The sequence below is a fragment of the Streptomyces sp. NPDC046925 genome (genome assembly GCF_040644915.1).
Taxonomy (GTDB): Bacteria; Actinomycetota; Actinomycetes; order Streptomycetales; family Streptomycetaceae; genus Streptomyces.
In genome coordinates this window covers 842,499-866,665 of sequence record NZ_JBEYWZ010000003.1, presented here as the reverse complement: position 1 = coordinate 866,665, position 24,167 = coordinate 842,499, and the positions used below count along the sequence as shown (strand labels likewise).

At 71.0% G+C, this 24,167-nt stretch carries 17 protein-coding genes; 8 read left to right on the top strand and 9 right to left on the bottom strand.

Annotation, left to right across the window (positions count from 1 at the left end):
* The first annotated feature begins 169 nt into the window (after positions 1-169).
* The 6 genes from ABZ906_RS17125 to ppdK all read left to right on the top strand — a co-directional run bounded on the left by ABZ906_RS17125 (position 170) and on the right by ppdK (position 8,221).
* Positions 170-1,693, top strand: coding sequence for an aldehyde dehydrogenase (locus ABZ906_RS17125; protein WP_361383254.1), 1,524 nt, complete (start codon positions 170-172; stop codon positions 1,691-1,693).
* Positions 1,686-2,621 (top strand): catechol 1,2-dioxygenase, encoded by a 936-nt coding sequence (locus ABZ906_RS17120; RefSeq protein ID WP_361382782.1) that lies wholly within the window; start codon positions 1,686-1,688, stop codon positions 2,619-2,621. The genes ABZ906_RS17125 and ABZ906_RS17120 overlap by 8 nt, the downstream gene beginning before the upstream one ends.
* Complete coding sequence (locus ABZ906_RS17115) at positions 2,618-3,472, top strand: fumarylacetoacetate hydrolase family protein (protein WP_361382779.1); 855 nt, start codon at positions 2,618-2,620, stop codon at positions 3,470-3,472. Before ABZ906_RS17120 ends, ABZ906_RS17115 begins: the two co-directional genes overlap by 4 nt.
* Positions 3,473-3,510: 38 nt before the next feature.
* On the top strand, positions 3,511-3,702 hold the full coding sequence (locus tag ABZ906_RS17110; protein WP_361382776.1) for a ferredoxin: 192 nt from the start codon (positions 3,511-3,513) through the stop codon (positions 3,700-3,702).
* 6 nt (positions 3,703-3,708) lie between these two features.
* Positions 3,709-4,959 (top strand): FAD/NAD(P)-binding oxidoreductase, encoded by a 1,251-nt coding sequence (locus ABZ906_RS17105; RefSeq protein WP_361382773.1) that lies wholly within the window; start codon positions 3,709-3,711, stop codon positions 4,957-4,959.
* Between the two features lie 568 nt (positions 4,960-5,527).
* A complete protein-coding gene (gene ppdK, locus ABZ906_RS17100; protein WP_361189723.1) occupies positions 5,528-8,221 on the top strand; it encodes a pyruvate, phosphate dikinase in 2,694 nt (897 codons plus the stop codon).
* Between the two features lie 139 nt (positions 8,222-8,360).
* Here the strand turns inward: ppdK and ABZ906_RS17095 are convergent, their stop codons facing one another.
* The gene (locus ABZ906_RS17095; RefSeq protein ID WP_361382770.1) at positions 8,361-8,927 is read right to left on the bottom strand and encodes a hypothetical protein; all 567 of its coding nucleotides are present in this window, start codon (positions 8,925-8,927) and stop codon (positions 8,361-8,363) included.
* Positions 8,928-8,937: 10 nt separating this feature from the next.
* Positions 8,938-13,380 (bottom strand): RHS repeat-associated core domain-containing protein, encoded by a 4,443-nt coding sequence (locus ABZ906_RS17090; protein ID WP_361382767.1) that lies wholly within the window; start codon positions 13,378-13,380, stop codon positions 8,938-8,940.
* 192 nt (positions 13,381-13,572) lie between these two features.
* Between ABZ906_RS17090 and ABZ906_RS17085 the strand changes: the two genes are divergently transcribed.
* The gene (locus ABZ906_RS17085) at positions 13,573-14,082 is read left to right on the top strand and encodes a DinB family protein (RefSeq protein ID WP_361382764.1); all 510 of its coding nucleotides are present in this window, start codon (positions 13,573-13,575) and stop codon (positions 14,080-14,082) included.
* A gap of 69 nt (positions 14,083-14,151) precedes the next feature.
* Here the strand turns inward: ABZ906_RS17085 and ABZ906_RS17080 are convergent, their stop codons facing one another.
* Entirely contained in the window at positions 14,152-16,041 is a 1,890-nt protein-coding gene (locus ABZ906_RS17080; protein WP_361382761.1) for an APC family permease, read from the bottom strand.
* A 243-nt stretch (positions 16,042-16,284) separates the two neighbouring features.
* On the opposite strand from ABZ906_RS17080, the gene ABZ906_RS17075 reads away from it, so the two are divergent.
* The gene (locus tag ABZ906_RS17075) at positions 16,285-16,821 is read left to right on the top strand and encodes a hypothetical protein (protein ID WP_361189286.1); all 537 of its coding nucleotides are present in this window, start codon (positions 16,285-16,287) and stop codon (positions 16,819-16,821) included.
* 71 nt (positions 16,822-16,892) lie between these two features.
* Here ABZ906_RS17075 and ABZ906_RS17070 read toward each other — a convergent pair whose 3' ends face one another.
* From ABZ906_RS17070 to ABZ906_RS17045, 6 genes are all read right to left on the bottom strand, one after another.
* Positions 16,893-17,831, bottom strand: a complete 939-nt coding sequence (locus ABZ906_RS17070) for an oxidoreductase (RefSeq protein ID WP_361382758.1) — start codon at positions 17,829-17,831, stop codon at positions 16,893-16,895.
* Between the two features lie 134 nt (positions 17,832-17,965).
* Positions 17,966-18,778 carry a glucose 1-dehydrogenase gene (locus ABZ906_RS17065; RefSeq protein ID WP_361382755.1) on the bottom strand — a complete coding sequence of 271 codons (813 nt, stop codon included), beginning with the start codon at positions 18,776-18,778 and terminating at the stop codon, positions 17,966-17,968.
* Positions 18,779-18,871: 93 nt separating this feature from the next.
* Entirely contained in the window at positions 18,872-19,456 is a 585-nt protein-coding gene (locus ABZ906_RS17060; RefSeq protein WP_361189292.1) for a TetR family transcriptional regulator, read from the bottom strand.
* A 49-nt stretch (positions 19,457-19,505) separates the two neighbouring features.
* Positions 19,506-19,829, bottom strand: a complete 324-nt coding sequence (gene nirD / locus ABZ906_RS17055; protein WP_361382752.1) for a nitrite reductase small subunit NirD — start codon at positions 19,827-19,829, stop codon at positions 19,506-19,508.
* Complete coding sequence (gene nirB, locus ABZ906_RS17050; protein WP_361382749.1) at positions 19,829-22,435, bottom strand: nitrite reductase large subunit NirB; 2,607 nt, start codon at positions 22,433-22,435, stop codon at positions 19,829-19,831. Before nirB ends, nirD begins: the two co-directional genes overlap by 1 nt.
* A 1-nt stretch (position 22,436) precedes the next feature.
* Entirely contained in the window at positions 22,437-23,747 is a 1,311-nt protein-coding gene (locus ABZ906_RS17045; RefSeq protein WP_361382746.1) for an FAD-dependent oxidoreductase, read from the bottom strand.
* Positions 23,748-24,167: the final 420 nt, after the last annotated feature.

Here is a 24,167-nt window from a genome sequence, read left to right as displayed (position 1 = left end):
TCTCGTTTGAGTTCAAACGGTATCCGAACCGGGCGGTCTGATCGAGGGGTTGACCCCGTCGTGCCGCCGCTCCTAATGTTGTTTGGGTTCAAACGAACTGGAGGACGTCATGGCTCCCCCCGCCCCCGCGCCACCGGTGAATCCCCCGCACTCCCCGCCTCCCTCGCACATGGCGACCGTCGCCGGAGTCCCCGTCGACACCCGGCACTGGATCGGCGGAGAGCGCGTCGCTTCCGCCTCTCGCGCCGGGGATGCCTCTGCCGTCGGGGGTGCGTCCGCCTCCGCCACCGCGTCCGCCACCTTCACCGATCACTCGCCCATCGACGGCGCCCCCCTCGCCGAGATCGCCCGCGGTGGTGCCGCGGAGGCGCGGGCGGCCGTGGCCGCCGCCCGCGCGGCCTTTCCCGGCTGGGCCGCCACCCCGCCCGCCGAGCGCGCCCGGCTCCTGCACGCCGTCGCCGACGGAGTCGAGGCCCGCACCGAGGACCTCGCCGCCGTCGAGACCGCCGACAACGGCGCGCTCCTGCGCTCCCACCGCCGCGGCGTCATGCCCCGCGTCGCCCACAACCTCCGCTACTTCGCCGACCGCCTCCTCGCCCTCGCCCACGACGACTTCGAGACCCGGGGTCACACGAACCACGTGAGCTGGGACCCGGCGGGCCCGGCCGTGCTCATCACGCCGTGGAACGCCCCGCTGATGCTGGCCAGTTGGAAGATCGCGCCCGCGCTCGCCGCCGGGAATACCGTCGTGCTCAAGCCCGCCGAGTGGACCCCGCTGACCGCCTCGCTCTTCGCGGACATCGCGCACGACGCGGGGCTGCCCGCCGGGGTCTTCAACGTGGTGCAGGGGTACGGCGCGGAGGTGGGCGAGCCCCTTGTCGCCGACCCCGACGTGCGCCGGATCAGCTTCACCGGGTCCGTGCCCACCGCCCGGCGGATCGCCGCCGCCTCGGCCGCGCACCTCGTGCCGTGCAGTTTCGAACTGGGCGGCAAGTCCCCGCTGCTCGTCTTCGCCGACGCGGACCTGGAGCTCGCGGCCGATCTCGCCGTCGAGCAGTTCGACAACGCGGGGCAGGTCTGTCTGGCCGCCACCCGCATCCTGGTCGAGGAGTCCGTACGCGATGCGTTCCTCGGTCACTTTCTTGACCGGGTCACGAAGTTGACCCAGGGAGATCCGCGCGACGAGGCCACCGGCGTCGGGCCCAACATCCATCCCCGGCACATCGAGCGCGTCGACGGATTCGTGCGGCGCGCCCTGGACGCGGGCGCGAAGGCCGTCACCGGCGGCGGCCGCAACACCGCCCTCGGCGGGAACTACTACCTCCCCACGCTCCTCACCGACGTCGCGCAGGACTCCGAGATCGTGCAGGAAGAGGTCTTCGGGCCCGTCCTCACCCTCCAGACCTTCCCCGACGGCGACGAGGACGAGGCCGTACGCCTCGCCGACGACACCCGCTTCGGCCTCGCCGCCACCCTCGCCACCGGCGACCGCGAGCGCGCCCGCCGGATCAGCGCACGGCTCGTCGCCGGCACGGTCTGGGTCAACTGCTTCTTCGTACGCGACCTTTCCGCGCCCTTCGGCGGCTCACGCGTCTCCGGGATCGGGCGCGAGGGCGGCGACTGGTCCTTCGACTTCTACTGCGACCTGAAGAACACCGTGACCGCGCCGAAGGGATGGGCCCGCCATGGGTGAGACCGTCGGGGCGGGGCTCCTCGCCCACGTGCCCACCATCGTGCTGCCCGAGGAGACCCGCAAAGAGCTCAACGAAGGCCGCGAGATCAGCCTCGTCCCCGGACTGCGGCGACTGCGCGAAGAGGTCTTCGAGACCGTCGACCACGACACCGTCGTCGTCCTCGACTCGCACTGGGCCACCACGGTCGAGTTCGTCGTCTCCGCGCACGCGCGCCGCGCCGGCCTCTTCACCTCGGAGGAGCTGCCGCGCGGCATGTGCAGGATGCCGTACGACTATCCCGGAGACCCTGAACTGGCCGCCTCCATGGCGGAGTTCGCCGACCGGCACGAGACCTGGATCACCCCGGTCGACGACCCGTTCCTGCCGGTCCACTACGCCACGATCAACCTCTGGAAGTACCTGGGCGAAGGACTGCCGGACAAGAAGTGGCTCTCCGTCGGCGTCTGCCAGACCGGCGACACCGAGGACCATCTGCGACTCGGCCGCGCGCTCGCGGACGGGATCGCCGCACTGCCCGGCCGCAGGGTCCTGCTCATCGCCTCCGGAGCGCTCTCGCACACCTTCTGGCCGCTGCGGCAGCTGCGCGCCCACGAGTCGAGCGAGCCGTCCCACATCCGCACGCCCGAGGCGCGGGCCGCCGACGAACAGCGCATCGCATGGCTCGAGGACGGCGACCACGCGCAAGTCCTGCGCACCATGCCGGAATTCCTCACCCACAAGCCCGAGGCACGCTTCGGCCACTACCTGATGATGATCGGTGCTCTCGGAGAAGAGCGGTGCTCCGCACCCGGCCGCCCCTTCAGCGACTACGAGAACTCCGTCGGCACCGGCCAGATGCACCTGTGGTTCGACCGCCCCGCCGACGGCTGGACCGGCCCCCTGCACGAACGAGCCCGGCACACCGAGAGTGAGGCCTCCCTCACATGACGAAGACCGTCGAGTACCGCCGCATCCTCCTCGAAGGCGCCACAACCCGGGTCGTGCGGGAAGGGGACGAGCTGGTCGCCGCCGACGGGCGCCGCGTGAAGGCGTCCGAGGCACACCACCTCCCTCCCGTACTCCCCTCCAAGGTGATCGCCGTCCACCTCAACCACCGCAGCAGGGTCGAGGAGTTCGGCGTGAGCCTGCCGCCCGCGCCCACCTACTTCCACAAGCCCGTCTCCGCGCTGAACGCGCACGGCGGCGCGGTCGTCCGCCCCGAGGGCTGCAAGTACCTCAACTACGAGGGCGAGATCGGCATAGTCGTCGGCCGCACCTGCCGCAACGTCGCCCCCGCCGACGCGGGCGCGTACATCGCGGGCTACACCGTCGCCAACGACTACGGTCTGCACGACTTCCGCGACACCGACGCCGGTTCGATGCTCCGGGTCAAGGGCTCGGACACGCTCTGCCCGCTGGGCCCGGGCCTCGTCACCGGCTGGGACTTCCGCTCCAAATACCTGCGGACGTACGTCAACGGCGAGCTCGTACAGGACGGTTCGACGGACGAGATGCGGTGGGACATGCACTATCTCGTCGCCGACATCGCCCGCACGATCACGCTGGAGCCGGGCGACGTGCTCCTGTCCGGCACCCCCGCCAACTCCCGGCCCGTCCGGCCGGGAGACGTCGTCGAGGTCGAGGCCGAGGGCCTGGGCCGCCTCATGAACCGCATCGTCACCGGCCCCACGGCCGTCCGCGCCGACGTCGGCGCGCAGCCCACGGAGTCCGAGGAGGTCGTCTCGACGGCCCTCGGAGGCGACTGGGAGTTCCGCGGCCGGCGGCCTCCCCGCCGCTGACCCCCCACTGCCGCCCCCCACTGCTGAAGGAGTTCCACATGCTCAAGGTGACCGTCGATCTGGACGTCTGCCAGGACCACGGACAGTGCGTCTTCGCCGCGCCCGACGTCTTCAGGATCGACGAGGACGGCCGTCTCGCGTACGCGGAAACGCCCGACGAGGCCCTGCGCGCCGACGTGGAGGACGCCGCCGACGTCTGCCCGCTCCAGGCCATCCGGGTCGAGGGCTGACCCGCCGTGGCACCGGCGGGAGCGGCGGGCATCGCCGTCGTGGGGGCGTCGCTCGGCGGCCTGCGGGCGGCCGAACAGCTGCGCGCGGCGGGGTGGCAAGGGGCGATCACGGTGTACGGGGACGAGCCCCACCTGCCGTACAACCGGCCCCCGCTGTCCAAGGAGGTCCTGGCGGGCGAGGCGCCCGCCGCCGTCACGGCCCTGCGCCGGCGCCCCAGCACCGACGACGTGGAATGGCGGCTCGGCACGCCGGTCGAGTCCGCCGATCTGTCCGCGCGCACGCTGACCCTGGCCGACGGTTCGGTCCACGGGTACGAGGGCCTGGTGGCCGCCACAGGGGTGCGGCCACGCAGGCTTCCCCTGACCGGGGGCCCGCCCCGGCACGTCGTGAGGACCCTTGAGGACTCGGCGGCGCTGCGCACCGAGCTCGCGGACGGCGTACGGGTCCTGGTGATCGGCTCGGGGTTCATCGGCTGCGAGGTGGCGGCCACGGCCCGCAAGGCGGGCTGCGAGGTGACGGTGGTCGCGCCGGAGGCCGAGCCGATGATGCTCGCGGTGGGGGCGGAGCCGGGGCGGGTGCTGCGACGGCGCCACGAGGCGCGGGGGGTGCGGTTCCGGATGGGGCGGCTCGTCGCCGGTCTCGTGGCCGGGGGCGCGGTGCTCGACGACGGCAGCGCGTGCGCGGCCGATGTCGTCATCGAGGCGGTCGGTTCGCTGCCGAACGTGGAGTGGCTGCGGGCGGGGCCGGGGGCCGGGGGCCTCGATCTGACGGACGGCGTCCTGTGCGACGCGCATCTGCGGATCGGGGGGCTCGCGCACGCGGTGGCCGTGGGGGACGTGGCGCGCTTCCCGAACCCCCGCTACGGGAGGCTCGCGCGGCGGGTCGAGCACTGGTCGATGCCTTCGGACTGCGCGCGGCACGGGGCGCGGGTGCTTGTGGCGGGGCTCGGGGGCAGGGAGCACGGCCTGGCGCCGTTCGCGCCGCTGCCGTCGTTCTGGAGCGATCAGTTCGATGTGCGGGTGCAGTCGTTCGGGCTGCCGGGGGCGGGGGACGAGGTCCGGCTGCTGGCGGGGGAGCCCGGTGCGGGGGACGGGAGAGGGGCCGGGGAGGGGGATGTGGTCTACGGCTACTACCGGGGCGAGCGGATGGTGGGGGTGGTGTCCCTGGGCGGGTCCAGGGCCGCGGCTCTGGCGGCGCGCTATCGGGGGGAGCTGATGGAGCTGCCGGACGAGGCCCGGAAATCGCCGGTGTTCTGATGATCGCGGGAGATCTGGCCGGAACACTCCGCTCATCGCCGGGGGCGCGCGGAGGGCTCCGCGCGCCGCGTGCGGCCCTTCACCGCTCAGGCGGAGGTCGTCGCCCCGCATCCGTCTCGATCCGCGTCCGGATGCTGACATCCGGCCGCTTCAAACGGCGTGATTCTCGCCACCCCTGATAGGGGTTGCGCTCAGATGAGCGGATCAAGGGCGACTCCGCTTCTTCAAGGGGTGGCACTCAGTGCCACTGCTCGATCATTCATGAGGTGAACTCACATCTGAAGATCGCACGCTCATCTGAGCAAATAGCAGGGTCTACGGGGGTGGAGTCTTCAAGAGTTGAACGAATAATCTCCGGACCGGCTACCGCTCAGTTACTTTCGATCTACTGGCGGACGGGTGGTTACAGCCGTATGACGCGCAAGTGGACGTACCCAGGTGCCTTCGATCTGGGTATGTTCCTCGCCGTCAGGGCAGCCACCGAGTCCTCGAGGAGTCGAGACCCGTGTCGGAAAACAAAGTTCCCCACGTAGCGCAGAACGACGAGAGCGATGCGAGCGATGCGGCCGTGAAGTTCGTTTATGACTTCACCGAGGGCAACAGGAACCTCAAGGACCTCCTCGGCGGAAAGGGCGCGAACCTCGCCGAGATGACCAACCTCGGGCTGCCCGTCCCTCCGGGCTTCACGATCACCACAGAGGCCTGCAAGACCTACCTCGCCAGCGGCGAGGAGCCGGTCGAGCTGCGCGACGAGGTGAGTGCGCACCTCGACGCCCTCGAGAAGACGATGGGCAAGAAGCTCGGTCAGGCCAACGACCCGCTGCTCGTCTCGGTCCGCTCGGGCGCCAAGTTCTCCATGCCCGGCATGATGGACACCGTCCTGAACATCGGGCTCTCCGACAAGTCGGTGACGGGCCTGGCCAAGCAGTCCGGCGACGACCGCTTCGCGTGGGACTCCTACCGCCGCCTCATCCAGATGTTCGGCAAGACCGTCCTGGACGTCGACGGCGAGCTCTTCGAGGACGCCCTGGAGGCCGCCAAGGCCGCCAAGAAGGTCACGGTCGACACCGACCTCGAGGCCGCCGACCTGAAGAAGCTGGTCACGAAGTTCAAGAAGATCGTCAAGACCGAGGCCGGGCGCGACTTCCCGCAGGACCCGCGCGAGCAGATGGACCTCGCGATCCGCTCGGTCTTCGAGTCGTGGAACACCGACCGCGCCAAGCTCTACCGCCGCCAGGAGCGCATCCCCGGCGACCTGGGCACCGCCGTCAACATCTGTTCCATGGTCTTCGGCAACCTCGGCCCGGACTCCGGCACGGGCGTCGCGTTCACCCGCGACCCGGCCAGCGGCCACCAGGGCGTGTACGGCGACTACCTGCAGAACGCGCAGGGCGAGGACGTCGTGGCGGGCATCCGCAACACCGTCCCGCTCGCCGATCTCGAGCAGATCGACAAGAAGTCGTACGACCAGCTCATGCAGATCATGGAAACCCTCGAAACGCACTACAAGGACCTGTGCGACATCGAGTTCACCATCGAGCGCGGCCAGCTGTGGATGCTCCAGACCCGCGTCGGCAAGCGCACCGCCGGTGCCGCCTTCCGCATCGCGACGCAGCTCGTCGACCAGGGCCTGATCGACGAGGCCGAGGCGCTCCAGCGCGTCAACGGCGCCCAGCTCGCGCAGCTGATGTTCCCGCGCTTCGACGAGACCGCGAAGGGCGAGCAGCTCGGCCGGGGCATCGCCGCGTCACCCGGTGCCGCGGTCGGCAAGGCGGTCTTCGACTCGTACACCGCCATCAAGTGGTCGCGTTCGGGCGAGAAGGTCATCCTCATCCGCCGCGAGACCAACCCCGACGACCTCGACGGCATGATCGCGGCCGAGGGCATCCTCACCTCCCGCGGCGGCAAGACCTCGCACGCCGCCGTCGTCGCCCGCGGCATGGGCAAGACCTGCGTCTGCGGCGCCGAGGAGATCGAGGTCGACACCAAGCGCCGGCGCCTGACCTCCGCGAGCGGCGCGGTCGTCGAGGAGGGCGACATCGTCTCCATCGACGGCTCGACGGGCAAGGTCTACCTGGGCGAGGTGCCCGTGGTCCCCTCGCCGGTCGTCGAGTACTTCGAGGGCCGGATGCACGCGGGCGCCGACGACGCCGACGAGCTGGTCGGCGCCGTGCACCGGATCATGGCGTACGCGGACCGGGTGCGCCGCCTGCGTGTCCGCGCCAACGCCGACAACGCCGAGGACGCACTGCGTGCCCGCCGCTTCGGCGCCCAGGGCATCGGCCTGTGCCGCACCGAGCACATGTTCCTCGGCGAGCGCCGCGAGATGGTCGAGCGGCTGATCCTCGCCGACGCGGACGAGGAGCGCGAGAAGGCCCTGGAGGAGCTGCTTCCGCTCCAGAAGCGCGACTTCGTGGAGCTCTTCGAGGCGATGGACGGCCTGCCCGTCACCGTCCGCCTCCTGGACCCGCCGCTGCACGAGTTCCTGCCGGACATCACCGAGCTCTCCGTCCGTGTCGCCCTCGCCGAGTCCCGCAAGGACAACAACGAGAACGACCTGCGCCTGCTCCAGGCCGTGCACCGCCTGCACGAGCAGAACCCGATGCTGGGCCTGCGCGGCGTACGCCTCGGCCTGGTCATCCCCGGCCTGTTCACCATGCAGGTACGGGCCATCGCCGAGGCCGCTGCCGAGCGCAAGACGGCCAAGGGCGACCCGCGTGCGGAGATCATGATTCCGCTCGTCGGCACCGTCCAGGAGCTGGAGATCGTCCGCGAGGAGGCCGAGCAGGTCATCGCGGAGGTCGAGGAGACCACCGGCGTGGCCCTGAAGCTGGCGCTCGGCACCATGATCGAGCTGCCGCGTGCCGCGCTCACGGCGGACCAGATCGCGGAGGCCGCCGAGTTCTTCTCCTTCGGCACGAACGACCTCACGCAGACCGTCTGGGGCTTCTCCCGCGACGACGTGGAGGCGAGCTTCTTCACGGCGTACCTGGAGAAGGGCATCTTCGGGGTGTCGCCCTTCGAGACCATCGACAAGGACGGCGTGGGCAAGCTGGTCAAGGACGCGGTCAAGGCCGGCCGCGCCACCCGCCCCGACCTCAAGCTCGGCGTCTGCGGCGAGCACGGCGGCGACCCGGAGTCCGTCCACTTCTTCCACGAGGTGGGCCTGGACTACGTCTCCTGCTCCCCGTTCCGTATCCCGGTCGCCCGCCTGGAAGCGGGCCGCGCCGCCTCGGAGTCGGCGGGCAGCGACCACCGGTAGGCCCCCTCAGGGCCACCGGGCGAACTCCGGGGCCGTCGTCGTGTCCCCGACCCTCACCGATGCGACGACGGCCCCGGTTCACCACGAAGGGGCAGCTCCCTGTGCGGGGGAGCTGCCCCTTCGGCATGCCGCTACCGGCTCATTCCGCTCTCAGCTCGCGGCTGCCCGCCCGGTTCTTCGCGATGTTCCGTGTCTTTTTGGTGCGGGCCGACTCGGCGACCACGGCGAGTACCGCGGGCGACTTCGACCACTCGGCGAGATGGCGCTGCATCCAGTCGGTGACCTCTGCCAACTCGTCCGGTGTCGGCACGTGGCCGTCCTCGACGGACAGCCAGAACAGCCAGTCCTTGATGCGCTGGCGAATGAACTCGCGGAACGACTCCGTCTTGAGCCGTTCGATCTCCGGCAGCAGTCCGTCCGCCCACTGCCGGAACTCGTCAGGACCGGTCACCTTCCATGCGATCTCGTCCACGAGGGCGACCACCGCCGTCTTGGCTCCCGATTCGTCGGGGTCGCGCAGGATCGTGGCCACGATCGCCCGGTCCCGGTCCCGGTCCCGGTCGCGGTTCGGCGAGGAAGCGATCGCCGAGACGACGCGAAGGTACGCGGACGTCCGGGCGTGATCGTCCGCGACGACTTCGTCGACGTCCACGTCGTTGATGCCGGCCTCCGCCAGCAACTCGGCCACATCAGAACGCAATGTCATCGCTTCATCCCTACTTGCAGCCCTTCTTGGCGGCGTCGGCGGCGTCGCGCTGTTCCTTCGCGGCCCGCTCCTCCGCCTGGCTCCGCTTGCCGAGCTTCCTGACGGCGGTCCTGATCTGCGGCTTGAAGTGCTCCACCGCCTGTCGCTGCTTGCTCGAAAGCTCCGGTTGGTTGTGCAGGGGCTTGCCGTTCGCCCCGATTCTGACCTCGCGACCGCCGCCACCGGTGACATGGGCGTGCGCCGGCTTGTCGACGTCGTACTCGTGCACGACGATCTTCACGCCATTCTTGCTGACGTCGAGGAGGGAGAGGCCGAGCGGGTCGATCCACATGAACGGGTTGGGCACGTAGTTGTGCGGCGCGAAGCCACCGGCGAGACCGATCGGGTCCGGGGTGAGGTAGCGGGCGGTCTCGGGGTCGTAGTGCCGGAAGTAGTTGTAGTGCAGCCCCGTCTCGGGGTCGTAGTACTGGCCGGGGAAGCGCAGGGGTGTGTAGGCGGTGGCGGCTCGGTTCCAGACCGTGGTGCCCCACAGGGTGGTTCTGGTGCGCCAGGCGATGTCGCCGTGCTCGTCGAGGAGTTCGGTCGGGGTGCCGACGAGGTCGGTGACGATGGCGTAGAAGCGGGCGTCCACGTCTCCGTCGGTGAGGTGTTTGCGCTCGGTCTGGGCCAGGGGGCACAGACCGTCGTGGTCCCAGGTGAGGGTCATTGATTCCGGTGCGCCGGGGGCGTGGCTCGTCTGTTCGCAGAGCGTCATGTCGTCCCAGGTGAAGTCGGTCTGTTCCGCCACCCCCTGCTCCGTCACGCGCTGTTTGGACACGCGGCGGCCCAGGGGGTCGTACAGGTAGCGCCACCTCGTGCCGTCGGGGGTCACCACGGACGTGAGGCGGTCCTCCGCGTCCCATTCGTAGTGCCAGGTGTCGGGTTTGCGGGACAGGCGGGTCTTCTGGCGCAGGGTGGTGCGGCCCGCGGTGTCGTACTCGTAACGGACATGGCCCGCCGAGGTGATACGGGTGCCGGTGTACGTGCGGGGGCCCGTCGCCTCCTGGCCCGGCATGCGGGACGGCCAGGACGCGTCGGTCTGGTTGCCCGCCTCGTCGTAGGCGTAGGTCTCCGTCCAGCCCGCCGCGCGGACCGCGGTGACCCGGCCCGCCGCGTCCAGGTCGTAGTGCCGGGTGCCGCCGAGGCGGTCCTCCACGCCGGTCAGATGGTCGTCCGCACGGTACGTGTAGGCACGGTCCTGTATGCGTGCGCCGGCCGGGCCCACCAGTTCCTGCTTCGACAGGCGGCCCACGACGTCGTACACGTTCGACAGCGTCAGGGCTTCGCCGACCGTGCGGGTGAGTTCCCGGCCCGCCCCGTCGTGCTTGAACGCCAGCCGCCGCCCGGACGCGGTCAGTTCGGTGACTCTGCCCGCCGCGTCGTACGTCCAGGTGCTCGTCGCGCCGGACGGCGTGGTGCGGGCGGTGCGGCGGCCCAGTGCGTCGTAGGTGTGGGTCAGGGTGCGGCCGTTGACCGTCTCGGAGAGCAGGCGGCCCGACCTGTCCCTCGTCAGGGTCAGGGTCACGTCCGGGCTGACCGCCTCGGTGAGAGCGTCTGTCGCGTCATAGGTGTAGCGCGTGATCGCCCCGCCCGCCACGTTCTTCGTGACCGTCCGGCCGAGCACGTCCCGCTCGAAGGCGATCAGGTCTCCCGCGGCCGTCGTGCGGGTCGTCAACCCGCCCGCCGCGTCGTAGGTATACGTCAGCGCACGGCCGTCGAAGTCCGTCTCCGCCACCAGACGACCCGCCGGGTCGTACTCGTAACTCCAGGTCAGGCCCTGCGGGTCGGTGACCTCGCGGAGCTGGAGCTGGGTGTCGTGGACGAACTCGTAGCGGGCGCCGTCGGGGTCCGTGCGGGCCGCGATCAGGTCGAAGTGCGTGTACTCGTGCGTCGTGGTCGCGCCCATCGCGTCCGTGTGCGAGACGCAGTTGCCCTCGCCGTCGTACGTCCACGACTCCGACGACCCGTCCGCCTCCGTGCGCCGCGCCAACTTGCCCTCCACCGTCCACTCGAAGCGCGTGGCCGCGCCCGTCGGGTCCGTGATCGTGTGCGCGCGGCCGAAGGCGTCGAGGCCGTAGCGGGTCACCGCGCCCAGCGGGTCGGTGACCTCCAGCGGCAGGCCCGCCGCGTCGCAGGCCAGCTCGGTGGTGTGGCCCAGGGGGTCCGTGATGGTGGCGACGGCTCCGGTGGCGTGGTGGGTGAAGTGGTGGGTCATCCCGTCGGGGGCGGTCGCGCTCGTACGGTTGCCGTGTTCGTCCCACGTCTGGCGCTGGACGGCGCCGTCCGGGCCGACGAGCTCGACCGGCAGGTGGAGGTCGTCGTACACCGCACTGGCGCACGTGCCGTCCGGGGCGCGTGTCGCGGTCAGATTGCCGTGCTCGTCCCAGGTGTTCTCGGTGCGGTGCCCCAGCGCGTCGGTGCGGACGAGGAGGTTGTTCCAGCTGTCCCACTCGGTGTGGACGGTGCCGCCCAGCGGGTCCGTCTCGGACAGGAGCTGGCTGAGGTCGTTGTAGCGGTAGACGGTGGTCTGGCCGAGGGCGTCGGTGTAGCGGGTTTCCTGCTCGTCGGGGCGGTAGTCGATGGTGCAGGCCAGGTGGTCGGCGGTGCTCTCGCCGCGGACGCAGCGGTCTTCGTCGTCGTAGGTGAAGCGGTACCAGGTGTCGTTGCTGTCGGTCCAGGACGTGATGCGGGCCCGGTCGTCGTAGTCGAGGAGCAGCCTCGGACCGGACGAGTTGTGGACCTCGGCCAGATTGCCGACCTCGTCGTAGCGGTACGCGGCCACGAGGGTGTCGCTGTCTGGGGCGAGCAGACGCAGCGCGGTGACGCGGTGGTCGTCGGTGTCCACCTTCAGGTGGTAGCCGCCGGTGTGGCGTATCGCCGTGGGCGCGCCGGTGGGGTCGTGGTCGATGTCGATGCGGTTGCCGTTGCGGTCGGTGATGGCTCGCAGGGGCAGGGTCGCGTGCCCTTCTTCGGCGGCGGTGTCCGGCCGAGGGGAGAAGTGGCGGGTGCGGCCGGTGTACGGGTCGGCGGCCGTGACCGTGCCCGCGTCGTCGATGCTCAGCGGCCAGCGGGGGCCGTGGGCGGGCAGCACCGGTTGACCGCCGGGTTCGGGGTGGGGGTAGGCCAGCAGCTGGCCGTCCTCGGTGACGTAGACCAGACCCTCGTCGTCGATCTCGACCCGCTCGTCCAGCGTCGATGCCCATGAGTCGCCGTACCAGTGGCCCCAGCGGTACGTGGACAGATGCGTGCGCCGAAGAACGAGCGGGAGCAGCCCCGGCAGAGCGATGTCGCTGTGCTCCATGAGCATCTCGCCGGAGATCATGTCGATGGGGTCGCCGTTCTTGCAGCGGCCCTTGGCCGACTTGCCCTTGCCGGCCAGCTTCTTCATGCCGCCCGAGAGAGCCTTGCGGAGTCCCCCTCCCGCGGAGCGCAGTCCGCGGGCCGCGGACTTGAGGCCCTTCATGCCCTTGGCGAGCTTGGCGACGGAGGTGAGGCCCTTCATACCGGGGATGCAGTCCAGGGCGGCGAAGGCGACGTCGAGCAGGCCTGCTTCTCCGTTGGCGTATTTATGGAGGGTGTCGGCGAGGACGACCAGGGCGGCGACGAGGACGATCGCGGCGAGGATGGGACCGCCGACGATCATCGCGATGACACCGAGTACGGCGACGACGACCTTGCAGACGGCGACGATGGTGTCCCAGTTGTCGGTGACCCAGTCGCCGACCTCTTCCCACCACTTACGGTTCTGGATGCCCGCGTCGGAGGCCTCTTCGAGCTTCTTCTTCGCTGTTCCGGCCGCGTTCTCGCGCATCTTGCGGGCGTCTTCCGCCATCTTCTTCGCGGCATCGAGGTTGCCCTGCGCGGCGGTGACGTCCGACTTGGCCGCCGTCTGGGCCTTCTCGGCGGAATTCGCGTTACGGGTGGCGGCCTTGACCTTGTCCGGGTCCGGCTTGGGAACGTCCTTGCCGCTGTCTTTGTCTTCCTTGTACTTGTCGGCCTCCTTGCCCGCGCGGTCCACCCAGGAGTCGGCGGAGGTCAGGCGGGACTGGGCGGCGGAGAGGCTGGTCTGCGCCTCGCGGCCCTGGGCGAGGGCCTTGTCGGCCATGGCCTGGGAGCGTTCGAGCTCGGGCCAGTAGGAGGAGAGGGCGTCGCCTGCCATCTCGTAGCTCTTCTTGAGCTTCTTCAGCTTGCCCGGCGCGTCCTCGAACTCCGCCGTGAACGACTCGGCGGTCTTGCCCGCCCAGGTCAGGATGGCGTCCTCACCCGCCATCCCCTTGATGTCGCGGAGGACTTTCGACACGTCGTCGGCGAAGTCGTGCAAGTTCTTGGCGAGGCTCCGAACCCGGTGCGGATCTCCCGGAGTTGGATCCTTGTCCAAGTCGAGTATGTGCCAGTCGGCCGGACGGTTCGACACCGAAACATTCCCCCGTTATGTCGTTCTCTTGCGCCCGGGACGCACCGGCAGCTCGGCTGACGGTGTCCGGTCAAGCGAAAGAATAACGAGCCTTCTGTTCCCGGTCCTGATCTTGATCGCCGAACAGCGCCGTCACCTCCGGCAGATGGGGATACTGGCTCCCTCTGCACGCACGGACGAGGAGCACCGCCCATGACCAGTGACGCCCGCATTGATCCGCCCCATGCCGGAGGCGAGCGCGACACGTTGCGGGCCTTCCTCGACTACCACCGCGCGACGCTCGCCATGAAGTGCGAGGGGCTGAGCGACGAGGAGCTGCGGCAGCGGTCGATGCCGCCGTCCACGCTTTCGCTGCTCGCTCTCGTGCGGCACATGGCGGAGGTCGAGCGCGCCTGGTTCCGCCGGGTGTTCGAGGACAACGACGCGCCCATGGTCTGGTCCGACAAGATCGATTTCCAGGCGGCGTACGACGCGAGCGCGTCGACCAGGGCCGAGGCGTTCACCGCCTGGGAGGCCGAGGTGGAGAACTCGCGCCGCGTCGAGCGGAAGGCCGATTCCCTCGACCTGACCGGGAATCAGCCGAGATGGGGCGAGGAGGTCTCGCTGCGGATGGTGATGGTGCACGTACTCCTGGAGTACGGCCGCCACAACGGGCACGCGGACTTCCTGCGGGAGGGCGTCGACGGGACGGTGGGGGCCTGAGTACGTGGCTTGAGCACGCGGCCTGAGTCGGTGGCCCGAGTTCGTGGCCCGCGCCGTCCGGCGATCCGCTCAGGGGCGGCGCTGGAAGTGGCTCCGGCTCGTCGTGAGGCGGAATCGCAGGCGGCAGATCACCGCGTCCGTGTCCCTGCGCACGGCGTGCGCGAGGACCGCGCCGCGCTGGTTCTGGAGCAGCCGCTGCCAGACGTGGGCCGGCTCCACCTCCGGGATCAGGACGGTGACGCGGGTGGCGGGGTGGTACGTGTAGATCTTCTGTACGTACGCCGACACAGGCCGCCCCACCGCGCGCGTCAGCGAGGACAGTTCCACCAGGTCGACCCCCGGGTTCCACAGCTCCCAGTCGCGGCGCAGTGCCTCGGTGGCGCGCCGGTCCTCGTCGCCGGGGTGGGTGACCGTGACGGCGCGCACCTCGTCGCCGAGCGACACCGCGGCGTTCAGGGCCTCGCCGGTGAGGCGGGACAGGTTCGAGACGGGGACGATGACCAGGGAGTGGTCGCGGTGCGGGGTCTCCGGGACGCGGCCGAGGTCCAGGCCCTCGCCGATCCTGCGGTAGGCGCGGTGCACGGCCTCGAAGCAGAGCACGATCGCGGGCAGCGCGAGCACGATCAGCCAGGCGCCCTCGGTGAACTTGGTGGCCGTGACGACGATCGCCGAGACGCCGGTCAGGACGGCTCCGAAGCCGTTCAGCAGGGCTTTCGCGGGCCTGCCCGCCGCGCGCCAGTGCAGGACCATCCCGGTCTGGCAGAGCGTGAAGCCGACGAAGACGCCGATCGCGAAGAGCGGCACGAGCGTGTTCGTGTCGCCGCCGGAGAAGACGAGCAGCCCGGCCGAGACGACGGCGAGCGCGAGGACGCCGTGCCGGTGGACCTGCCGGTCGGCCTTCAGGGCGAAGACGTGCGGGAGGTAGTTGTCGCGGGCGAGCAGACTCATCAGGACCGGCAGGCCGCCGAAGGAGGTGTTGGCGGAGAGCGCGAGGAGGATCATGGTCGCGAACTGCACGACGTAGAAAGCCCAGTTGTGACCGAGTGAGGCATCCGCGAGCTGCGCCAGTACCGTCACGCCCTCGACCGGCTGGAGCCCGAAGCGGGAGATCAGCACGGACAGGCCGATCAGCATCACGCCGAGCAGCGCGCCGAGCGCGACCTCAGCGTGCTGGGCGCGCCTGACGCGCGGGGCGCGGAAGGACGGCACGGCGTTGGCGATGGCCTCGACGCCGGTGAGGGCCGAGCAGCCCGACGCGAACGCCTTCAGGAGGAGCAGCGCACCGACGGTCGTGGCGTTGTCCGCGAGGACCGACGCGTGCCCCTCGGCGGCTGCCGTGCTGACCGGCCCTTCCCGGAACAGGCCGACCACGATCATGGTCAGGATCGCGCCCACGAACACGGCGGTCGGTGCGATGAAGACACGCGCCGAGTCGACGATGCCGCGCAGGTTGACCGCCGTGACGACGCCGAGGACGGCGAGGCATATCCACACCCGGTCGCCGTACAGGCCGGGAAAGGCGGAGGTGAGCGCCGCGACGCCCGCGGTGACGGCGACGGCGACGTTCAGGACGTAGTCCAGGACCAGCGAGGCCGCGGCGACCAGGCCCGCCCGGCGGCCCAGACGGGCCTTGGCCGCGGCGTAACTGCCGCCGCCGTCGGGGAAGGCGGCGATCACCTGGCGGTAGGAGGCGACGAGCACGGCGAGCAGCGCGGCGATGCCCAGGGTCACCGGCAGCGTGAAGCCGAGTCCGTACCCGCCCGCCGCCGCGAGGACCAGGACGATGGCCTCGGGCCCGTAGGCCACCGAGGCCATCGCGTCCAGCGAGAGCGCGGCGAGCCCCTGGACGGCCGTCAGCCGGTGCCGCTCCTCGGCGCTCGCCCTGGCGCCGCTGCCCGGGGGCCGGCCGGTGCCCGCGGGGCGGTCCGGGGTCTCGGAAACGGCGGAGACGGTGGTCATGGGCGGGCCCCTCCAGGCGGGTTCGTTCGCTTGAGCGATGCCCAGCCTGGGCGGGACCCGGACGGCCCGCGCGCCCCCTTGTCGGCTCCTTGGCGCGTACGGGGTGGATCTTCACGTCCCTTTGACGGGCGGGGGCCGCGGGTGCCGCCGGAGTGTCAGCGGTACGTAAAGGAAGGCGTGGGCGGAGTATTCGGGCCGTCAACGCCGGTGACGTGGCGCGGCTGCCGTCCTACGGTGCCGCACATGGCAATGGACAGGCGCGGGGACGTGCGGTGCGGGTCAGGGGTAGTCGGCGACCGGCGCTGGGCGGGCGACGTGCGGGCCGCCGTGTTCTGCGCCCTCGCGCTCTTCGTCCTCATCGATCTCGTCGACTGGGCGAACGGCACGTGGGACACGCTGCGGGGCGGGCTGTGGGCCGCCGTCTCCGGGCTGCTCTATCTGGTCCTGCATCCGGTGCGGGTGACGGCGGGGCCGGGATGGCTCGGCGTGCGGGGGCTGCTGCGGCGCCGGCATGTGTGTACGGGGCTGCTGACCGCCGTGCGGTACAGCGAGGGGATCGCGGCGCGGCTCGTGCTGTGCGACTCGCTCGGGAACCGGGTGGAGGTCGACCCCAGGGTGCTCGCGGAGAACCCGCTGCTGCTGCACCGGCTCGACACCGGAGCACGGGACGCGCGGGCGTGCGGGCTGCTGCGGACCGGCTCCGAGGTGGTCGGACGCCTCTCGGCCCGGCTCGACGGGGATGCGGCGAAGGGGGTTTTCGAGGCGTCAGGGCTGCGGTGAGGGGGGTTTCCGTGAGCCCCGCCGAACCCCTTGAACGTACTTGAACCTCGGCACCTCACTCCCTCAGGCCCTCACGCCCTCAGCGCCCCGTACTCCACCCCCGTCAGCCCCACCGAAGCCGACCACAGCCGTGCGCCCGCCGTGTCGTCCAGGGTCCACTTCGCCCGCCATGACTTGCCCGGTGCCCCCTGCCACCCCAGGACGCGCGGACCGGTGAAGGAGTCCGGGCGGACGCCGGGGGCCGTGGCCGCGTACAGCGTGGGGAGTGCCCCCGTCGTCGCGGGCTGCGCCAGGACGCGGTTGCCCAGCCACATCACGCGTTCCGCGACCTTGCGGCCCTCCATCCTGGGCGCGGCGGCCGTGAGGTTCGTCTGCGCGTAGCCGGGGTGGGCCGCCGCGGCCACGACGCCGGAGCCGCGGGCCGCCAGGCGCCGTGACAGTTCGTGGACGAAGAGGAGGTTCGCCGACTTGGAGCGGCAGTAGGCGACCCAACGGCGGTAGCCGCGCGCGCTGTTGAGATCGCCCATGTCGATGTTGGCCAGGGCGTGGAACGCGCTGGACACCGTGATGATGCGGGCCCCCGGCGTCCGCAGCAGCCGGGGCAGAAGGAGACCGGTGAGCGCGAAGTGCCCCAGGTGGTTGATGCCGAACTGCATCTCGAAACCGTCCGCGGTCTGCCGGTAGGGCAGCGCCATCACACCCGCGTTGTTGATGAGCAGATCGAGGCCGTCTCCCTCGCCGTCACGGTCGTACGAGGCCGCGAAGTCCCGCACCGAGCGCAGGTCCCCGAGGTCGAGCCGCCTGAACTCCGCCTCTGCGGAGGGGACGTCCGACCGCAGCTGCTCGAGCGCCCGCGTCCCCCGCTCCACGCTGCGGCAGGCGAGCACCACGCGCGCGCCACGGCGGGCGAGTTCGCGGGCGGTGACATAGCCGATGCCGCTGTTGGCGCCGGTGACCACGGCCGTGCGGCCGCTCTGGTCGGGTATGTCGCTCGCGCTCCAGCCCGTCATGACACGGCTCCCTCTGCTTGGGCGGCACACGCCTGTTCTTACCCGAGAGTAGGCCCCGGGGGAGGGGGAGTGAGGGAGACGAAGTGAGGAGGCGGAGAGGGAGACGGAGAGGGCGGTGGAGAGGGCGGCGGGAGTCAGGCCGCCGCGCCACCGTCGATCACCAGGTCCGCCCCGACCACCGACGCGGATTCGTCCGACGCCAGATAGAGCACCGCGGCGGCCACCTCCTCGGTCGACGAGACACGGCCGAGCGGCGTCGCCGTCTTCATGCGCTCCGTGCGCTCGGCCTCGCTCTCGCCGCCCTGCAACGACATGCTGGTGTCCGACGAACCGGGGCTCACGGCGTTGATCCGTACCCCGTCCCTGACGTGCTCGGCCGCGGCGCCCTTGGTGAGCGCGGAGACCGCGGCCTTCGTGGCGGCGTACGCGGTGGTCCCCGGGCGGCGGATATGAGCGCCGAGGGTGGAGGCGATGTTGACGATCGCCCCGCCGTTCGGCTGCGTGCGCATCTGCTTCACCTCGGCCTGGAGGGCGAGCAGTACGCCGGTGACGTTGATGTCGAGCATCGTCCGCCAGTCCTCCTCGGGCAGCTCCGCGACCGGCTGCCCGGCACGCAGGACGCCCGCGTTGTTGACGGCCACGTCCAGGGAGCCGAACCGTCCGACGGCGGCGTCGACGAGCGCCGCGAGGTCGGCGGAGCGCGAGACGTCGGCGGTGACGGCGAGCGCCGTGCCGCCCGCGTCCTCGATGAGGCCCACGGTCTCCTTGAGCGGGCCCTCGGTCCGCCCGGCGACCACGACGTTCGCGCCCTCTGCGGCGAAGGCGAGCGCCATGGCACGGCCGAGGCCCGAACCGCCGCCGGTGACGAGGGCCGTGCGGCCGGCGAAACGGGTGCGTGCCGCAGAAGCCGCTGAAGCCGGTGAAGTCGCTGAAGTCGCTGTAGTCATGACGAGCTCTTTTCTTGAACGATCGGTTCAGTATGAGGGCATGAAAAAAGAGGCCAAGAGCGGAGAGCGGATCGGAATACCAGTCGGGCAGGCTCAGTCGAGCAGGCTCAGTGCCTGCTCCGTCGCGTCCCGGAGGCGCGCCCCGTCCTGCGACGCCTTGCCGATCACGCGAAGGCCCTGCATCAGGGTCAGAAGCATGCGCGCGAGCGCCAGGGGGTCCCGGCTCTCCGGGAGTTCGCCCTGTGCCTGCGCGCGGACGAGCGCGGAGTGCAGCAGCGTCTCGATGTGCTCCCAGCTGCGTTCGACGCGGCGGGCGGCGGCCTCGTCGTGCGGGCCGAGCTCGGTCGCCGTATTGGTGATGAAACAGCCGTTCAGGCGGCCTTCGGCGGAGGATGCCTCGGCCCCGAAGCGGCGCACCACGGCGCGGACGGCGGGCAGTGCGGGCCCCGGCTGTGAGAGCTCGGCGAGCAGGCGCGGGTTCTGGAGCGTCGCATACCGCTCCAGCGCCTTCAGGTACAGCTCGTGCTTGTTGCCGAACGTCGCGTAGATGCTGGCGCGTCCGATGCCCAGCTCCTCCACGAGGTCCGCCATCGACGTCGCCTCGTAGCCGCGCCGCCAGAACAGCTCTAGGGCCGACTGGAGCGCGGCGTCCGGATCGAATTCCTTGGTCCTGGCCACGAGGAGAGACTAAGTAATAATGGAACGATCGGTCAAGTTGTGGTTCTGGTCAGGCGAGGCGGACCGCGTGCGTCTCCACCGTCACCGAGTCATCGTCCAGACACCGCCCCGTCTCCAGGTCGAAGCGCTGCTTCAGGAGCGGCGACGCCACGAACGTCCGGCCGCCCGCCGCGCCGAGCAGTCCGCGCGAGAGCACCGCCGCCCCTGTGAACGGGTCACGGTTGTCGATCGCGTACGCACGCCCCTCGCGGTCGATGAACAGCGCGGCCTGGCGGCCGTCGGGGAGCAGGGCGGCGATACCGCGTCCCGGCTGGAGGTGCGCGCGGTCGCAGACCTCGAACCAGTTGTCTTCCAGGCGGAGTTGAACGCTCATCAGGATGCAGCACCTTCCAGGTCGCGAGGGCGGGAGCCGATGGAGAGCAGCGGCAGGTCCGGCTTGATCTGGTCCCGTTCCGGGACGAAGCTCACGGTCGGGTCGGGGGTGTCCGGCGCGTTCACGAAGGACACGAACCGCGCAAGGCGCTCGGGGTCGTTGATGGTCTCGGACCACTCGTCGCGGTAGTGCGCGACGTGGTCGGCCATCAGGGCCTCCAGCTCGGAGCAGAGGCCGAGCGAGTCGTGGACGACCACGTCACGCACGTGGTCGAGGCCTCCCTCGATCCGCTCCAGCCAGGTCGACGTGCGCTCCAGGCGGTCCGCCGTGCGGATGTAGAACATCAGGAACCGGTCGATCAGGCGCACCAGTTCGGCATCGCTGAGATCCTGGGCGAGCAGATCCGCGTGGCGCGGGGTCGCGCCGCCGTTGCCGCCCACGTACAGGTTCCAGCCGCTCGACGTGGCGATCACGCCGAAGTCCTTGGACTGGGCCTCCGCGCACTCGCGGGCGCAGCCGGAGACCGCCGACTTCAGTTTGTGCGGGGAGCGCAGGCCGCGGTAGCGCAGCTCCAGGTCGATCGCCATCCGGACCGAGTCCTGCACGCCGTAACGGCACCAGGTCTGCCCGACGCACGACTTCACCGTGCGGAGCGACTTGCCGTACGCGTGCCCCGACTCGAACCCGGCATCCACCAACCGCGTCCAGATCAGCGGCAGTTGTTCCACGCGCGCCCCGAACATGTCGATGCGCTGCCCGCCGGTGATCTTCGTGTAGAGCCCGAAGTCCCGCGCCACCTCGCCGATCACGATCAGCTTGTCCGGGGTGATCTCCCCTCCCGGAATGCGCGGCACGACCGAATAGGAGCCATTCTTCTGGAGGTTGGCGAGGAAGTGGTCGTTGGTGTCCTGGAGGGAAGCTTGCTCGCCCTCCAGGACGTACCCGTCGGCGCCGATCGTCGGGGCAAGCGAGGCGATGATCGAGCCGACCGTCGGCTTGCAGGTCTCGCAGCCCTCGGTGCCGCGCGCCGCCTCCCTGCCATGCGTGTCGAGGAGCCGCCGGTAGGACGTGATGCCCAGGGTGTGGACGATCTCGTACAGCTCCTGGCGGGTCTGGCCGAAGCAGCCGCACAGGCCCTTGTCGACCTCGACGCCCGACGCCTCCAGCTCGTCGTTGACCAGCTGGCCGAGCACCTTCACGCAACTGCCGCAGCCCGTACCGGCCTTGGTGCACTTCTTGACCTCGGGCACGGTCGTGCAGCTGTGCTCGGTGACCGCGCCGCGGATCGCGCCCTTGGTGACGTTGTGGCAGGAGCAGATGACCGCGGAGTCCGGCAGCGAGGACGGGCCGAGCGCCACCGGGCCGCTCGCGCCCGCGGGGAGCACCAGCTGCTCGGGCGAGACCGGCGGCACGCTCCCGGTCAGCGGCCGCAGCACGCCGTACGCCTCCGCGTCACCGACCAGGACACCGCCAAGGAGCTCCCCGCCCGGGCCGATGACCAGCTTCTTGTACGTTCCCGAGCGCGAGTCGGAATAGACGACGTCCAGGCAGTCCGGGGTCGCGCCGTGCGCGTCGCCGAAGGAGGCGACATCCACGCCGAGGAGCTTCAGCTTCGTCGACAGATCGGCGCCGGTGAAGCTCGACTCCTCGGCGGCGATCGAGGCGGCGACGGTCTCGGCCATCTCGTAGCCGGGCGCGACGAGGCCGTAGACCCGGCCGTCCGACGCCAGGGCGCACTCGCCGATCGCGTACACGGCCGGGTCACTCGTGCGGCACTGCTCGTCGACGGTGATGCCGCCGCGCTCGCCCACCGACAGGCCGCAGTCACGGGCGAGTTGGTCGCGAGGACGCACACCCGCAGAGAACACCACCAGATCAGTGGCGAGCTCTTGGCCGTCCGACAGCTTCATCCCGCTGACCGCGCCTTGCGCGGCGACGATCTCCTGGGTGCCGACGCCCGTGTGCACGGTCAGGCCCATGCCGGTGATGGTGCGCAGGAGCGCCGCGCCGCCGCCCTCGTCCACCTGCACCGGCATCAGCCGGGGCGCGAACTCCACGACGTGCGTGTCGAGTCCGAGCCCGCGCAGCGCGCCCGCCGCCTCAAGGCCGAGCAGCCCGCCGCCGACGACGGCGCCGGTCTTGGCGTACGTCTTCGCGTACTCCTCGATGGCCAGCAGGTCCTCGATGGTGCGGTAGACGAAACAGCCGGTGGTGTCCTTGCCCGGCACCGGCGGCACGAAGGGGAAGGAGCCGGTCGCCAGGACCAGGGTGTCGTAGGCGAAGGTCTGCCCGGAGCGGGCGGTGACGGTCTTCGCGTCGCGGTCGACGCTCTCGGCCGGATCGCCGACGTACAGCTCGATGCCGTGCCGCTCGATGAACTCCGGGTCTGTGAGGGAGAGTTCGTCGGGCGTGCGCCCCGAGAAGTACGAGGTGAGCTGTACGCGGTCGTACGCGGGCCGCGGCTCCTCGCACAGCACGACCACGCGGTGCGTGGCGGTGAGGCCGCGCGCGGCGATGGCTTCCAGGAAGCGCTGGCCGACCATGCCGTGCCCGACCAGCACGATGGTGTTGTCGTGCGCGCTGTGGCGTGGGGTGTCCGTGGGCATCTCAGAGGCCTCCGTCGTGGGTGAGCAGGTGGAGCAGGGGGCTGCCGTCGGCGGGCAGCGGGTCGTCGGCCTCCCAGGCGCGGGCGAGCGCGCCTACCGCCGTGAGCTCGCCGAGCAGTACGCCGCCGACGAGCCGGTCACCGCGCACGATGACCTTGCGGTACGTGCCGCGCGTCGCGTCCGCGAGCTGGACGACGTCGTCGTCGGGCCGGTGCTCGGGGTCGCCGAAGGCCGCCAGGTCCAGAGGAGCGGAGCCGGGGCGTCCGGTGTGCAGGGTGAGACGGGTGAGGGCGCGGGTGCCGGAGTAGGGGCGCGCGTCCTGCGGGGAGAGCAGGGAGTCCGCGAGGGCGTCGGCCTGTTCGAGCGCGGGCGCGGCGAGGCAGCGGGCCTCGCCGGAGTGCTCGGCGCAGTCGCCGATGGCGCGGATGTGCGGATCGGAGGTGCGCAGCTCGTCGTCGACGACGATGCCGCGTCGTACGTCGAGTCCGGCGGCCTGCGCGAGTCCCGTACGGGGGCGGACGCCGCAGGCCAGGACGGTGAGGTCGGTGCCGAGGACGTAGCCGTCGGCGAGCTCCACCGACCGTACGGCTCCGTCGGCCTGCCGCACGCCGCGCACCCGGCACTCGGTGTGCACCTCGACGCCGAGATCGGTGAGATGCCGGTGGACCAGGGCGCTGGCGGCCGGGTCGAGCTGGCGCTCCATGAGCCGGTCGCCCTGCTGGGTGAGGACGACCTGGACGCCGCGGGCGGCGAGCGCGCGGGCGGCGGAGACACCGAGGAGGCCGCCGCCGATGACTACTGCGCGGGTGCCGGTGCCTGGCCGCGCGGCCTTGGACAGGGCCAGGCAGTCGTCCATGGTCCTGAAGGCGTGCACGCCGCGGGGCAGTTCGGTGGCGCCGGGTTCGAAGAGGCCGCGCAGGGGCGGCAGGACGGGGTTCGAGCCGGTCGCGAGTACGAGGGTGGTGTACGGGACGACGCTGCCGTCCGCGCAGTGCACGAGCCGGTCCGCGCGGTCCACGCGGACGGCGCGGGTGCGGAGGAACTCGCCGGGGGCGGGGGGAAGGGCGATGACGTCCGGGCCGTAGCGGCCCGCGAGGACGTCGGCGAGGAGGACGCGGTTGTACGGGGCGTGGGGCTCGTCGCCGATGATTACGGGGGCGCCTGTGCTGGCGCCGGTGCCGGTGCCGGTGCCGTTGCCGGTGCTGCTGCTTTGGCCGGCCCCGAGCCGCTGGGCGAGGCGGACTCCGGCGAGGCCGCTGCCGATCACCACCACGCCGGGCGGGGTCGCGGGGCTCGGGCTCGAAGAGGTCATGTACGGCAGCGTGCGGGGGCGGTGTTACCCGGCGGCATCCTGACTGTTTCCCACGAGGAACGCTGCCCTCAGCGGGCGCCGGAACGGGATGTGAGGGCGCCCTCCCACCCACCCGCCCGATTGCCCCGCGTCCGGTCCTGGACGAACAAGCACTTCCCACCCACCCGCCCGTCTCGCCGGGTCACGGCCGGGCGTAGGAGCAGGCCGGTTGGTGACGGCCCGCAGTCGGTGGCGAGACGGGAGGGGGTGTGTCGGTATTCCCGCCCGGAGCACGGTTCGCGGCGCTCCCCAGCCGAAGCAAATGGGCGACCACAGGCGGATGGCGAGGACGGGTATACCGGCGCGGCCCCGCACCCACAGACGATCCCGCACCGCCCCCGAACGCACCCGCAGCCGGAACGCCCCGCGCCCCCCCGCGTA

Coding starts and splice junctions, on each gene's coding strand:
- nirB (WP_361382749.1), bottom strand. CDS start 22,435: ATGCCCACGGACACCCCACGCCACAGCGCGCACGACAACACCATCGTG.
- ABZ906_RS17085 (WP_361382764.1), top strand. CDS start 13,573: ATGACCAGTGACGCCCGCATTGATCCGCCCCATGCCGGAGGCGAGCGC.
- ABZ906_RS17045 (WP_361382746.1), bottom strand. CDS start 23,747: ATGACCTCTTCGAGCCCGAGCCCCGCGACCCCGCCCGGCGTGGTGGTG.
- ABZ906_RS17120 (WP_361382782.1), top strand. CDS start 1,686: ATGGGTGAGACCGTCGGGGCGGGGCTCCTCGCCCACGTGCCCACCATC.
- ABZ906_RS17080 (WP_361382761.1), bottom strand. CDS start 16,041: ATGACCACCGTCTCCGCCGTTTCCGAGACCCCGGACCGCCCCGCGGGC.
- nirD (WP_361382752.1), bottom strand. CDS start 19,829: ATGAGCGTTCAACTCCGCCTGGAAGACAACTGGTTCGAGGTCTGCGAC.
- ABZ906_RS17125 (WP_361383254.1), top strand. CDS start 170: ATGGCGACCGTCGCCGGAGTCCCCGTCGACACCCGGCACTGGATCGGC.
- ABZ906_RS17110 (WP_361382776.1), top strand. CDS start 3,511: ATGCTCAAGGTGACCGTCGATCTGGACGTCTGCCAGGACCACGGACAG.
- ABZ906_RS17095 (WP_361382770.1), bottom strand. CDS start 8,927: ATGACATTGCGTTCTGATGTGGCCGAGTTGCTGGCGGAGGCCGGCATC.
- ABZ906_RS17115 (WP_361382779.1), top strand. CDS start 2,618: ATGACGAAGACCGTCGAGTACCGCCGCATCCTCCTCGAAGGCGCCACA.
- ABZ906_RS17070 (WP_361382758.1), bottom strand. CDS start 17,831: ATGACGGGCTGGAGCGCGAGCGACATACCCGACCAGAGCGGCCGCACG.
- ABZ906_RS17065 (WP_361382755.1), bottom strand. CDS start 18,778: ATGACTACAGCGACTTCAGCGACTTCACCGGCTTCAGCGGCTTCTGCG.
- ABZ906_RS17075 (WP_361189286.1), top strand. CDS start 16,285: ATGGCAATGGACAGGCGCGGGGACGTGCGGTGCGGGTCAGGGGTAGTC.